General features: G+C 45.6%; 13 protein-coding genes. 10 read left to right on the forward strand and 3 right to left on the reverse strand.

The features are described from left to right. Window positions 1-76: 76 nt before the first annotated feature. The 4 genes from HLM86_RS10060 (at window position 77) to HLM86_RS10075 (ending at window position 4,258) form a co-directional block, all read left to right on the forward strand. Window positions 77-1,822, forward strand: a complete 1,746-nt coding sequence (locus HLM86_RS10060) for a bifunctional metallophosphatase/5'-nucleotidase (RefSeq protein WP_170882659.1) — start codon at window positions 77-79, stop codon at window positions 1,820-1,822. Window positions 1,823-2,378: 556 nt separating this feature from the next. Beyond that, on the forward strand, window positions 2,379-2,567 hold the full coding sequence (locus HLM86_RS10065) for a hypothetical protein (protein ID WP_076588901.1): 189 nt from the start codon (window positions 2,379-2,381) through the stop codon (window positions 2,565-2,567). A 118-nt stretch (window positions 2,568-2,685) separates the two neighbouring features. Continuing rightward, window positions 2,686-3,384 carry a DUF1223 domain-containing protein gene (locus HLM86_RS10070; protein ID WP_076588758.1) on the forward strand — a complete coding sequence of 233 codons (699 nt, stop codon included), beginning with the start codon at window positions 2,686-2,688 and terminating at the stop codon, window positions 3,382-3,384. An 88-nt stretch (window positions 3,385-3,472) separates the two neighbouring features. Next, window positions 3,473-4,258: a substrate-binding periplasmic protein gene (locus HLM86_RS10075; RefSeq protein ID WP_170882658.1), complete on the forward strand. Its 786-nt coding sequence runs from the start codon at window positions 3,473-3,475 to the stop codon at window positions 4,256-4,258. A 77-nt stretch (window positions 4,259-4,335) separates the two neighbouring features. Here the strand turns inward: HLM86_RS10075 and HLM86_RS10080 are convergent, their stop codons facing one another. Beyond that, complete coding sequence (locus tag HLM86_RS10080) at window positions 4,336-4,893, reverse strand: PhnA domain-containing protein (RefSeq protein WP_170882657.1); 558 nt, start codon at window positions 4,891-4,893, stop codon at window positions 4,336-4,338. Window positions 4,894-5,095: 202 nt separating this feature from the next. Between HLM86_RS10080 and HLM86_RS10085 the strand changes: the two genes are divergently transcribed. Beyond that, a complete protein-coding gene (locus tag HLM86_RS10085; protein WP_076588755.1) occupies window positions 5,096-6,178 on the forward strand; it encodes a site-2 protease family protein in 1,083 nt (360 codons plus the stop codon). 31 nt (window positions 6,179-6,209) lie between these two features. Here the strand turns inward: HLM86_RS10085 and HLM86_RS10090 are convergent, their stop codons facing one another. Next, window positions 6,210-6,995, reverse strand: coding sequence for a M48 family metallopeptidase (locus tag HLM86_RS10090; protein ID WP_076588754.1), 786 nt, complete (start codon window positions 6,993-6,995; stop codon window positions 6,210-6,212). Between the two features lie 83 nt (window positions 6,996-7,078). On the opposite strand from HLM86_RS10090, the gene HLM86_RS10095 reads away from it, so the two are divergent. The 4 genes from HLM86_RS10095 (at window position 7,079) to HLM86_RS10110 (ending at window position 9,805) form a co-directional block, all read left to right on the forward strand. Further along, on the forward strand, window positions 7,079-7,543 hold the full coding sequence (locus HLM86_RS10095) for a hotdog fold thioesterase (RefSeq protein ID WP_170882656.1): 465 nt from the start codon (window positions 7,079-7,081) through the stop codon (window positions 7,541-7,543). Further along, window positions 7,533-7,766: a DUF3389 domain-containing protein gene (locus HLM86_RS10100; protein ID WP_076588752.1), complete on the forward strand. Its 234-nt coding sequence runs from the start codon at window positions 7,533-7,535 to the stop codon at window positions 7,764-7,766. The genes HLM86_RS10095 and HLM86_RS10100 overlap by 11 nt, the downstream gene beginning before the upstream one ends. Window positions 7,767-7,842: 76 nt before the next feature. After that, entirely contained in the window at window positions 7,843-9,552 is a 1,710-nt protein-coding gene (locus HLM86_RS10105; protein WP_170882655.1) for an SgrR family transcriptional regulator, read from the forward strand. 1 nt (window position 9,553) lies between these two features. Continuing rightward, window positions 9,554-9,805 carry a hypothetical protein gene (locus HLM86_RS10110; protein ID WP_076588750.1) on the forward strand — a complete coding sequence of 84 codons (252 nt, stop codon included), beginning with the start codon at window positions 9,554-9,556 and terminating at the stop codon, window positions 9,803-9,805. A 429-nt stretch (window positions 9,806-10,234) separates the two neighbouring features. Here HLM86_RS10110 and HLM86_RS10115 read toward each other — a convergent pair whose 3' ends face one another. Beyond that, window positions 10,235-12,364, reverse strand: a complete 2,130-nt coding sequence (locus HLM86_RS10115; protein WP_076588749.1) for a TonB-dependent hemoglobin/transferrin/lactoferrin family receptor — start codon at window positions 12,362-12,364, stop codon at window positions 10,235-10,237. 245 nt (window positions 12,365-12,609) lie between these two features. On the opposite strand from HLM86_RS10115, the gene HLM86_RS10120 reads away from it, so the two are divergent. After that, window positions 12,610-13,500 carry a LysR family transcriptional regulator gene (locus tag HLM86_RS10120; protein ID WP_076588748.1) on the forward strand — a complete coding sequence of 297 codons (891 nt, stop codon included), beginning with the start codon at window positions 12,610-12,612 and terminating at the stop codon, window positions 13,498-13,500. Window positions 13,501-13,509 lie beyond the last annotated feature (9 nt).

Raw genomic sequence — 13,509 nt, forward strand, 5'->3', positions numbered from 1 at the left:
TGCAGTATAAAAGTGTGAAAATTAATGAATTTGACATCAAGGATGGGTTAGGATGTAAGGGAAAAGAGAGAAAAATATGACGAATAAAAACAATAAAGCCGCCAAAATCAGGCTAGCACACATTAATGATACGCATTCCCACTTTGAACCAACGTCGCTTCAACTGACCCTTAATGTCGATGGACAAGCCCTAGAGCCCTACGTAAGCGCAGGGGGTTTTGCTCGGATCGCAAGTCGAAAAAAACAGCTTGAAGACAAGATCACAGACGACCGTACTATGCTCTTTCTGCACGCCGGAGATTGCTTTCAAGGCACACTTTATTTTTCTATATTTAAAGGTGAAGCCAACGCCACAATGCTCAATGCGTTAAAGATTGACGCGATGGCGCTCGGTAATCACGAGCTCGACATGGGCAACTTACCCGTAGCCAAATTTGCTCGACAGATTGAATTTCCCTTACTCGCTGGCAACTGGGACCTTTCACAAGAACACAATGACAAAAGTTACACCTTGAAAGATCAACAACATGTCTACGGATTTGAACCAAGCACACGATCGGCCAAATGGATCGTAAAGCAGGCTCAAGGTGAGGCGATAGCGATCTTCTCATTGGCCTTGGATAAAATGTCGGATATCAGTAATCCTGATGCAGATACCCCGTTTATTAATGCGAAAGAAACAGCAAAAAATACGGTTGAATTGATCCGTCGTCAAGGCATCAACAAAATTATACTACTTAGCCATATGGGCTATGACGCTGATCTCACTATGGCAGAACACGTGGAGGGCATTGGCCTGATTGTCGGCGGACACAGTCATCGTTTACAAGGTGACTTCAGCGCTCTTGGCCTCAAAAAGGACGATGAATATGGGGTTAAGATAAATCATACTTATGTGGTTCAGGCAGGGTATCACGCCTTGAGTATGGGCCACTGCGATGTCGATTTTAACGCCGACGGACACATAACCCGCTTTGAAGGAAAAAATGAGTTGCTGCTCGGTCGCCGGGTTTTCCTTGATGCGAGTATGAGCCAAGCCACGGAGACCGTTCCTTACAGGACTGCAAGGGCATATATTGATCATCACCCGAATGTGTTGGTATGTAAAAAGGACCCTTTCGTACAAAAATTGTTGACCGATAGGTACGTCAATAAAGTTCGAGAATTACAACGCCATGTCATTGCCCATGCCAACCGTCAGCTGAGGCATGTGCGTATTCCTGATGATCTCGGTGCCAGTGAACTTGCACCTCTGGTGGCCGAATCCTTTGCCTATTGCATGAATAAACAAGGCCATGCTGTCGACTTCGCAATCCACAACGCGGGAGGAGTTCGTAATTCCCTTAACCGTGGTGATGTTTCTGTTGCTGATGTCGCAGGGAAGTTGCTCCCTTTTGCGGTTCCCGTCGGCGTCTATCTGCTGAAAGGGAAAGATATTGCCGCAGTATTGGAAGGGGCAATCAATAACGCCACCAATAACGGCCTTGTCGGCACAGGGGATGGCTCTTATCCCTATACCTTTAACCTCAACTTTGAATATTTTCCTGATGCCCCAATGGGGAAGCGAATACAAGACTTAGAAATCTATTCTGAACTCAGTGGTTGGAGCCCAGTGGACGACGAGCGCGAGTATTGTGGCACCTCGTCAGCCTATACCATGAAAGGCAAAGAGGGCTACGACGCCATCGTCAACATGCAAGGCGAAGGGGTGATTACAGAGACCTCCATGGCCGATTGTTTTATTGAATGCATGAGTGATGATCCAGCCTGGCTCAACCGCCCTAACAACCCAATGCAGATATGGTGGCACAAAGGTTGCTAATTGATAAGTGGGTTAGTTAGATAAATAGTGCTCAGGAGGTTTCCATGTGGCGCAGAGATTTAGTCGATATTGTTATTGTTGTAAGCTGGGTAGGCGTTTGGTCCGCATTGGTTTACTTTGTCCCGATTGGGGGCATATAACTCGCTAGTGAGCCCACTGCGACTTTGAAAGGAGCCTAAATAGGCTCCTTTTTGTATTGGGCAAGACTCAATTATGCGTACAGTCATTGAATGGGTGAAGGCAGCCAATCATAACGAAATGAATACTTTTACTAATTGAAAATTCATAACCAGAGCAAGTTTTTGCATTTTCCCATGTGAAATAAATGTGACAAGAAGCAAACTAAAAGACTAACAAACTGCTCACTATGTGTTCCTTGTGAGTGTTTATTCACAATTTAGCGGTTTTAGTGCATTATTCTTCCGCCCCTTTGTTAATTAATTGTTATATTACAAAAACTAATCCGAAGGGTAAAGAATTGTCATTTCTGGTAACGCAAGAAGTTGCTTATTATTCCCTCAAGCAAACAAATGAAATGATTTATAGAGAGGCACTTATGGCACAAACAATGCAAATCGGGACCGTTGACGCTCCAATCTCTATGGACAAAAAAACCTACTCGGTTACTTTCAAAGGATTGATTGCACACTTGTTCGATATTCTTTTTACTGACAATGCACCCCGTGCGTTTTATGCCGGAAACATGTCGGGCCACATGCAAAAAGATATTGGCCTAACTCGCTAAACACAAAATGAATATTTAAGACGCCAGCAACAATGCTGGCGTCTTTGTTTTTGACATCAATGAAAGAGAACTCTGAGTCAGTCGGTCAGTATCAGTATCTGAACTTGGGGATCGATCGATGAATTCACTATTAGCTTTGTCCATTGCTTCAACACTATCGACTGGACAAATTTGGTCTCATGAAGGCCAACCTGCACAAGTTGTTGAGCTATTTACCTCTGAAGGCTGTTCCAGTTGCCCGCCCGCAGACCGCTTTTTGTCGGAACTTGAGCATCACCCACATTTATGGAAACACGTGATCCCTATCGCCTACCACGTCGACTACTGGGACTATCTTGGCTGGCACGATGACTTTGCAAAAGCAGAATTTTCCCAATTGCAAAGACTGTATCGTGCCTACGATGTCGTAGATAGCGTGTATACACCCGGTTTTGTGGTCGATGGAAAGGAATGGCGAGGCTTTTTTAACTGGGTCAACCGCACACTGCCTAAGCAACACTCACCCGAAGCGACTCGTCTTATTCTCAGTCGTAAAGGTAACCAGTTCTCACTCAATTTTGATCGCGCTGCTCAGCTTGATGCCACCATCATCTTTTTGGTTAATAACAAAACCACTTTAGTCAAAGCTGGCGAGAATAAAAATAAAGCATTGGAGCATGATTTTATTGCGGTCGAACGCCAACAACGTCGTTCATCAGAGGGTGTTTGGCAATTTGATTTAAGACACCCCTTGAGTGACGTTGATGCGGTGGTCGCTTGGGTAACAGCCCCAGGTAGCTTTGAACGCATCCAGACCGTTGCTGGACAAATAGAGTAATGAATATAAATACGTGACATTGTCACGTACTGTTCTTTTCTTGATGGCTATTCTATAGTTAAGGACGAAGAACCAATAGGTACTTATCATGGGAAAAATAAGGCGCTTAACACTGGCGCTGTGGCTATTCAGTTGGACGGCAGTGGCTAAGCCGATTGTTTTTGTTACCGACGTCTGGCCGCCATATGTACTGGATGCAAATGCGGGTAAAGGAAAAGGATTCTTTGTCGATTTGGTGACAGAGATGTGCAGCAATGGCCCGTACACCGTAGAAATCAATTATGTTCCCTGGCTAAGAGCAGAAACCATGGTAAAGCATGGATCAGCTTTTGCCGCGTTCCCCTATGCCACTACTAAAACACGGCGTACTTTTGCTGATTTTTCGCTTCCTTTGACTCAATCTGCCAATCCGCCCAGAGTGTTCTTTTTTGAACCTCTTGCGCCTACCGAGCCCCCCAGCAACATCAGTGAGTTGATGACGTTTAGAGTTGGTACGTATCTTGGTTATTACATCAAGGAGAAGTTTGATGAGCAAGAGGCAGAGTACGTGCTCGCGCAAACAGAAGAACAGGCGTTTCGCCTGTTACAAAAAGGCAGAATGGATTATTTACCCGCCGACCCTGAATCGGGTTGGAAGTGGATTAACACGTTATTTCCTGATGCCAAAGATAAGTTCGACGTATTGCCTGAGCCCTTTCCTGGCACATCTCTTCACCTAATGGTATCCCGAAAATACCCAGATTCAGACACCATCTTGGCCCAGTGTGAACAAGGATTTAAGGCCATGTTCAACTCAGGCCGTTACCACCAATTGCTAAAACAAAAAGGCAAATCGGACTACGCCATTCCTCACAGCGAATCGCCTGTCGATTAAGCATGGGGCAGGGGGCAGGGGGCAGGGGGCAGGAGTAAAACAACAAGAGCACCAAACGCACCCTTGTCTTTATTCCGTTACTTTTTGCGGCAAAACTCACAGCGAAGCCAAATAGACTGGCCATCAACTTTACCAGAGAAGAGAGCAGGATCATCTTGCGCCAAGCCAATTCCCCGAACCACTGTGCCTTGTTTGACGACCATCGATGAGCCTTTCACCGGTAGATCCTTGATAATAGTGACATCATCGCCTTTCTCAAGTTCTACCCCGTTACTGTCAAGATGTTTATCATCGTCTGACATTCCGATCAACGCCCAGTTTTTGGTGTCTTCTTCCATGTACATCATGTCGAGTAAATCTTGTGCCCAGCTTTCACTGTTCAAACGCGTAAGCTGCCTCCAGGCCGTCACCTGAACCGCAGGTAAAGGGCTCCACATACTATCGTTGAGACAGCGCCAATGATTAATATCTTGCGGTTTTTCGATTTCACTCAGACACTGCTCACACACCATGATGGCGTGATCAACAGTGACATGGCTGTGCGGTGGCACAGCAAAGGCGGTTAATGGAGCGTCGGCACTGCACAACTCACATTGGGATTGGCAGCGTTCTAATAGGGTCGCTTCTGAAGACATAACAGACTCAAATATCGTAGTAGTAATGTAAGCTCGCCATTATCCACTTTATCCATCAAAAATAAAGGGATATTAAGGCCCTCCGATGGCAAGCTCTTTCTGTTCAACTTCATGATTAAACCGTCGTCGCAGCGACTTTACTGATTTAAGTCCAAACGGTATATTGAGCGCGACTCATTCGCTCAACTTTGCAGGTTAACGTTTGGAACTACTGGCCATAAATTTATTAGGTAAACCGCTGCGACTAGAAGCCTCTCTCGCAGGCTGGCAACAACTATTTTGGGATAACCAATTGGTATCCCAATTGGATGCCGACGGAGCCAATAAGAAGCACTTTACTCACGAGTTCACTTTGATCAGTGAAGCACGCCCCTTATCTTGCCGGCTTGAAATAACCCTTGAGTGGCAGCCATTTCTTATGGAATATCAAGCGACGGTCAACGAGCAATTGGTCTTATCAGGCCAGAGAGAGACCAAGGACATAGAGCAACAATCGCCCTACAATCCGCCAAAAGCGGAAAAAAAACTCAGCGTGATCGGGTTATTCAGTCTCGCAATGAAAGGGTTTAAGAGCGCTAAGCTGATCAAAGTCGCATTGGCTTCAGCAAGTCTTGCCGCGTATTCATGGTTGTTTTCGTTTCAGTTTGCTTTGGCACTGATAGCCTGCTTGGTCTTTCATGAATACGGTCATGTGAGAGCAATGAAATACTTTGGCATGAAGACCAAAGGCATTTATCTGGTGCCGTTTCTCGGTGGACTGGCGCTCAGTGATGAAAAAATCAATACACGCTGGCAGGACGTCGTCATCTCAATCATGGGGCCGATGTTTGGTCTGGTCTTGTCGGTCTTGCTTCTGATCGCGTACTGGGCGACGGGGGATATGTTTTTTGCTGGTTTATCCGTGTTCAATGCTTTCCTCAACCTCTTTAACTTACTGCCAGTGTTGCCTTTAGATGGGGGGCATGTATTAAAGAGCATCAGCTTTTCGATGAACAGCGTCGCGGGCATGGTGGTTTGCACACTCGCAGCCATTGGGGGCGTGGTACTCAGCTACTCGTTAGGTCTAACTTTGTTCGGCTTCTTGCTGATCATGGGGAGTCTGGAGATTGCACTGGAATGGCGCGGACGACATCATAGCCACCTATTACCGTTGGCTCGCTACGGTCAGGTAGTTTCTGCTATTTGGTATGCCTCATTGGTGTCAGCATTGATCGGCATTATCGTTTACTTTGCACAAACAGGTGACCAACTGCTGAGATTACCATTGATAATACTGGGTGCTTAGATTTTGGGGAGACATGCTCCCCAAATGGGCATCAGCAATCCGGTTTACTTACAGGGTAGTGGGGTAAGATCTGTATCTTAGCGGAAAGATCCTGAATTCGACTGTCGTGAGACGGGTGAGTCGAGAGTAATTCGGGTGGTTGCTGCCCGCCAGCGACCTTAGCCATATTTTTCCATAACTGGAGGCTTTGTTGGGGATCAAAACCCGCTTTGGCCATGATCTCTAGCCCAAGAATATCGGCTTCAGATTCTTGAGTACGCCCATAAGGAAGTAACACCCCGTATTGAACACCCAAACCAAGAGCGGCCAGCGCCGTCTGTTGATATTGAGCGTAACCAGATGACCCAATCGCCACCCCGGTCAGTTTTATCCCAGCGTCGGCAAGTTGAGATTGAGACAACCTTTCATTACCGTGCTCGGCTAAGACGTGAGCAATTTCATGACCAATAACGGCCGCCAATTGATCCGAGTTGTTCGCCACTTTCAGTAAGCCGGTGTAGACACCGATTTTACCTCCCGGCAAAGCAAACGCATTCACCTGATCACTGTCAAATACGACCACTTCCCACTCACTAAACTCTAATTGGGCAGGCAACTGTTCAATCAAGGCTTTCGATACACACTGAACATAAGCGTTGATCTTGCTGTCTTTACTAATCGGTTGCTGTTGCTTCATCTGGCCAAACGATTGAGCGCCCAGCGCGCTCATGTCGTTATCCGAAAAGAGAAGGAGTTGGTGACGCCCAGTCGGGGAAGCACCACACCCCGCAATGGCAATGGCCGTGGCGAAGACACTGCACTTCAACCAAGTTTTCATCAAAGACTCCGAATCGTGATTGATTTTTTCTCATCATACCATTGGGTTACACTAGTGGGTACATAACAGTAATGAGAAAGACTATGACTATCTGGAAACGCCCGATCGACCTCAAAAGACTCAACGCCAGTTCCGAAAATACCCTCATCGAGCATCTTAATATTGTTTATAGCCAAGTTGGCGATGATTTTATTGAAGCGACGATGCCTGTTTGTGCTTTTACTCATCAACCCCTTGGTATGTTGCACGGCGGCGCATCGGTTGTTTTGGCTGAAACCTTGGGTTCGGTGGCCGCCAATTTTTGCGTCACGGAAGACGCGTATTGTGTCGGGTTAGACATCAATGCCAACCACATACGCACAATGCGAGAAGGCTTAGTCGTAGGGCGTGCTGAACCTGTCCACCTTGGAGTTTCAACTCAGGTATGGCAAATAAACCTTGCCGATCAACGTGGCCGCTTGGTGTGTAGTAGCCGTTTGACGATCGCGGTAAAGAAAGTCCGCAATGAAAAACAATCCTTGAAAGGGGGGAAAATAAATGGTCATTAATTTTACTGGTGGAAAAGTGATTGTTACGCCTTACGAAATTGTAATCAAACTTGTTTCTAAACATAAGGTAACCCTAGAAGCTCAGGTGGATGCCGTACAACTCATTGGTGGTGGTGCCAATGTGATTGCAGCCAACGGCAGTGAAACAAAGTGGTCGTTAAAATTGGACAACACAGAGCAATTACAAGATATCGCGAACGAAATAGGGCTTGAAATCCAATAATCAAACATTGGGCTTGCTTATGGATTATTAAATAAGGAAACTTAAAGCAATCTAAGATGGATGAGATTTCCCCTTTATGAGTAGCCCCAGACTGCGCGTTCAATTCGAAGCCTTGTTTGAGCATTACAACGGAAAAGATTGTGGCGTTCAATTAGAAGACATTACCGATATTCTTTTTTGCACGCGTCGCAATGCACGGATCGTCCTAAATAAGATGGAACAAGAGGGTTGGATCGAATGGCATCCCTCTCCGGGCAGAGCCAAACTTTCACAGTTGGTCTTCAAACGAAGCCGCACCGATGTCAGTGAAAACTTAGCTCGTCGGTACCTTGAAGAAGGGAAAATTGCTCAGGCGTTAAACGTTCTTGATCAAGACTCCGCCAAGTTGGCTCAGGTGGTCGAGCGCTACCTTGGAGTTCAACAACACGCTGGGCAGCAGGTGGTTCGTCTTCCTTATTATCGTCCGCTCTCCATGTTAAACCCGACTAAACCTCTGCGTCGCTCAGAGCAACACATTGTTAGGCAGGTATTTAGTGGCTTAACACGGTTGGATGACAATGAAAACCTGTGCCCCGATTTGGCTCATACATGGGAAAAATTGTCGCCAACGCGTTGGCGCTTTTACCTAAGACCGAATGTTAGATTTCATAACGGTGATGTGCTCACCACAGACATTGTCGTCGATTCCTTGTTAGCTCTCAAAAGCACAAACCTATATCGGCATCTTGATCAAGTGAGTAGCCCTAGCCGTTGTGTCATTGACGTGACCTTAACCAGAGCAGACCATTACTTGCCACTTTTGCTCTCAGAATCAGAGGCGAAAGTCCTGCTGCCGGAAAAATCTCGTTCGGATGACTATGATCTAAATCCAGTGGGCACAGGGCCATACCGAGTCATCGAAAATGACGATAAACGCTTAATTTTATCCGCCTTTGATGGTTACTTTGGTTTTCGTCCTTTAATGGATCGTGTAGAGGTGTGGGTCATTGACGATGTACACTCTTCGATGGTGTTCCCAAGCTTATCCAGCCCACTGAAACCCCCAGTGACCGTACTAAGCGATGATGTAGACCTTGATCCTGGGTGCACCTACCTTCTGCTCAATCGTCGCAATGGATTAGCCAAGTCTGATGAATGGGCCAATTACTTTAGTTGTAGGCTCAGCTCGCTCAACCTTTACCAGCAACTCCCCCAAGATAAAATCGTTGATCTTGGAGTGCTGCCTGCCCATGGCTTAAAACCTGGCTGGTATCATCATCGACGTCAGGGACAATATGCGTCACCCCCTTCCTATCGGAAAGTCACGATTGCGTATCATGCTCAGCACCCGATGTTTCCGACCCTTGTTCATTGCATTGTCGAGCTCCTTAAACAGGATAATATTGATGTTGAACTGATGAAATACGATATTTCGCTACCCGATATCGAACAAGTGGATATCTGGATTAAGCCAATGGGCATCGCCAATCATAGAGACGATGCCTTGGTCGCTTGGTTACTGAACTACAGTGATATCAACTTGGTCAGCAAAGCGGAAGATTTCAGAGAATGGACAAACATCGTTGAAACGTGGCAAGCACAGGAAAAATCTACTTTTCCTGCTAAAACCCTAGGTATCGCCTTGGTTGATGCGATGCAAATTATTCCCATGTTTCACTGTTGGTTAGGCGTCAGCAAAGATCAGTGTGGCTCGCTGCAAAATGCCAAATCAAATGCGTTGGGCTGGTTTGACTTCAGTCAGGTATGGGTTAAACCCGAGCATTTTGATGACGTGAGTGACTGTTGAGATGGCAAAACCGAATAAGAAACAGCCCTCCCAAACCATTGATATTAAATGTGTAAAGTGTCATCACGCACTTTTAAAATACCGTAAAGGTGGCAAGGGGGCGTTGGTTAAGTGCTTTAAAGAGCGCATCGTTGACGATTATACGGATGGTGATTGTCGTTGCCCAGGCTGTGGCGCAGAATTTGCCCGAGAAACCTTAATACGAGGGACGCCCGCTTACAAAATCATTGGCGGTAAAGTGGCGGTGAAATGATCAAACTTTCGAGATGTCTTCTCACGAAATTTCCTCTTAATTGACGAAGGTGACTGTTAAAAATAACGATAACAAGGCTTTTTTATACTTTAGAGCACAAAATTGTTAAAAATCTCGTCAAACGCTATCAATGAATTGGAAAGCTGTTAGAATTACGCCGAATAAAATCACTCGATCAATTTTGCAAACAATAGGAATTCTACAATGGAACTAGGTCTTATCATCGCTTTCATCGTCACATCAGCGGTCATGGTTAAGAAAGAGATGACAAGCTCAAAATAGTACAGTTTCATTCATACCATTTTTGTATTCTTTTTTGAATGAACGTGAAAGCTCCTTAATAGGAGCTTTTTGTTTATACCGGGTGAGAAAACAACAAAGCCAGCACACGCTGACTTTGTGAATCAGTCTTCTAATACGGCCAAATGTTTAGAAGGTGTAATGAGCGGTGACGGCCCAATTGCGACCCGCTTGTGTATCATCATCATTCAATGCGCCTTCGCCGCGGACATCATTCCATTTCCAATACTTTTTATCAGTTAGGTTAAACAGACCCGCTCTCAGCGTCAGGTCGTCCATCGGGCGATAGTAGGCCGTCAAATCAATCACAGTAGCACTGGGTGTGCCGACTTCATCAGCAGTTCTGATACTGCCATCTGGGTCAACGTTAATGTCGGACAGTTTCTTCTCTGCGTAATACTTCATGGCCAAACTGGTTCCCCACATTTTGCTCGGCGCATCATAGTCAAAAGACAACACGGCGTTCCAAGGTTGGATAGAGTTGAGAGGTTTGTTCTCGCCATCTTCACCTTGAGTGTAACTGGCGGCGATATTACTCGACAACCCTTTCGGCAAGTCAAACAACTCACTCACCGCCAATTGGTTTGAAAATTCAATGCCTTTGATGGTCGCTTTGCCAATGTTTTGGTGCTGGAACTCAGAGGCGCCTGCGCCAATATCGACAACATCAATAAAGTTTTTGTAATCACTATAGAAGATGGCTATCTCGGAGTGAGAAACATCGGTGTTATGACGATAACCCGTTTCATAGGTAATGCTTTCCTCTGATTCCAAATCTGGGTTTGGAACATTCGTGTAGCCGTGCCCCGGCATCGAATAGTACAACTCTTCAAACGTTGGCGCTCGATGACCCTGGCTGATCTGGGCAAAGACTTTGGAGGTGTCATTGAATGAATACACGGTGCCAAGGCGAGCCGTCAACGCTGAGCTAGAATTTGTCTGATACGTTTGCCCGCTTGGGATCCCAGTCGTAGAGGCATCGGGCTTAGTTTCAAACTTGTCCCAGCGCACCCCTGGGGTCACAATAAGGTCGTCTTCCATAAAGGAGATTTGATCTTGTACAAACAAGCCAATACGAGTCTCTGTCGCGTTAGGTTGATAAAAGTAGGTCGAGGCCTGATCATTGTTGCTACGATCGATAATATTGTTATCATTACGAATATCCTTTCTCGCAAGTGCTAGGCCATAGGTAAAAAAGTGTTCCGAGTTATCCAGTGACAAGTATTTATCAATCTGGACATCACTTTGAATGCCTTTGTCTTCGTATGAATAGTCTTTAATTTCATTGACAACACTCCCGCGGGAAGTCCCAACACGATCAGTGATGTTATTTTGCTCATGCGACAACCAGCTTATTTGAGTGCTGACTTTGTCGGCCAGAGCGGTTTCTCCTTTCCAAATATGCTTGAGGCTCAGGCGAGTGCGATCCGTCGTATCATTGTTGGTGTACGAGGAGAAAGAAGCATGCTCGATATTACCGGACGCCTTTTGAGCAATGGATTCACCGGTAAATTCAATGCGATTCGCGCTATCAATTTGATACTGAAGTTTGACAAGAAGGTTGTCTGCTTTCGCATTCACATCTTTTGGCGAGTAGTCTTGGTAATTTCCTTGTGCAAAGTTATCGATTAACTCGGCATCATTGCGGGTATAGGCGACCATCGTCTCTAAGTCACCGCTACGATTTGCCAACACAACGTTCTCGGTAAATGCGTCATTGCGAGAGTCAAAACCGAATTTGATTTGCCCTCCAAACCCATCACCCTCTGTTAGAAAGTCACTCGGGTCCTTGGTTTGAAAGGCGACGATGCCACCAATACCATCTGAACCATATAAGCTAGACGCCGACCCTTTTACCACTTCCACCGCTTTGATCATATCAGTGTCGAGGGCAATACGACCAGAAGAGATAAAAGAAAATGACTGGTCATAAAGATAGGGCTGTGAAACACCATCAACCAATATGTTGACACGGTTTCCTTCCATACCACGAATATTAATATGCTGGATACCCATCCGGCCATCAGAAACAACATCTACACCCGGGGTATACTGCAAGACATCATCAACATTCGACGATAACGTTTTCTCAATTTGCTTGTCGGTGACGACGGAGACAGACCCAGCGACATCTTCAAGTTGTTGTTCCGTTCTCGTTGCCGATACCACGACTTCTTCAAATAGTGCATACTCTTGAGCATGAGCGTTTGAAGTAAGAGCCAGCACGACTGACGCTGATAGTAGCGATTTTTTATACATTGTTGAGGTCCATAATAGTGCAGATGTTTACGTGGGCTGTACTCTAAATGATCCAAATGATAATTACTATCGTTCTCATTGGTATTTATCAACGAAAAATGCGGTTAGGACGGTTAATTTTTAAATAAATACTTAAATTACAATTAGATAAGATGTTATTCTCTAATTGTAAAAGTTCACTTAAATCTCTGTTAATGTGATATAAATCACTTAAAATTAAATATTAGTTGATAGGAGTAACAATATTGCAGAGCCCAATCACATTAGAAGCCATGCATATCCTTGATGCCATCGACCGCAGAGGTAGCTTTGCCGCTGCAGCCAATGAATTGGATAGAGCGCCATCATCATTGAGCTACCAAATTCAAAAGATGGAGCACGATCTCGATATTGTAATTTTTGATCGTTCAGGGCATAAAGCCAGTTTCACCGCAGCGGGGAAACTCATTCTGGAACGGGGCCGAGCGATTCTCGCTGCCACTGAGAAGCTGGTCAACGACGCAAACGTCCTGGCCAATGGCTGGGAATTGGATATGACCATCGCCTTTGATGGGATTATACCCGTCGACAATTTTTTCCCTATGGTCGACGCACTGAGCCTTGTCAGTTCAACGCAAGTGCGACTTCAAGAAGAAATACTCGCGGGGTGCTGGGAATCCTTGGATGCTGAGCGCTGTGACTTGCTAGTGTGTCCAAAACCGGACAGCATTTCTCTTGACGTAAAATCGGAGGTGATTGGCCAAATTAGTATGATATGGGTCGCGGCACCAACCCATTTTGTACACCAGAGAAAAGGGGTATTTGACGAAAATGCAAGGGCAAAGTATCGCGTGATTGCCATTGCGGACACCGCACGTGAACAACCGGCTCTCAGTGTCAACGTTCTCCACAAACAACCACGCCTTACCGTATCTAACGTCGCGACTAAAATAGAAGCACTCACTGCCGGTTTGGGGATTGGAACATTAACGCATTCGGTGGCTAAACCGTTAATAGAGCAAGGAAAACTGAAAGAAATCAGTGGTTGCGAAGCTTTTCATGTTGAATTGATATTGGCCTGGAAGCGACATCAAATGGGAGAAGCCAAGTCATGGTGTATTAAGTACCTAAAAAACAACTGGACGCTTAAAGGGTAATACGAATAC

Source organism: Vibrio ostreicida, assembly GCF_013074385.2.
Lineage (GTDB): Bacteria > Pseudomonadota > Gammaproteobacteria > Enterobacterales > Vibrionaceae > Vibrio > Vibrio ostreicida.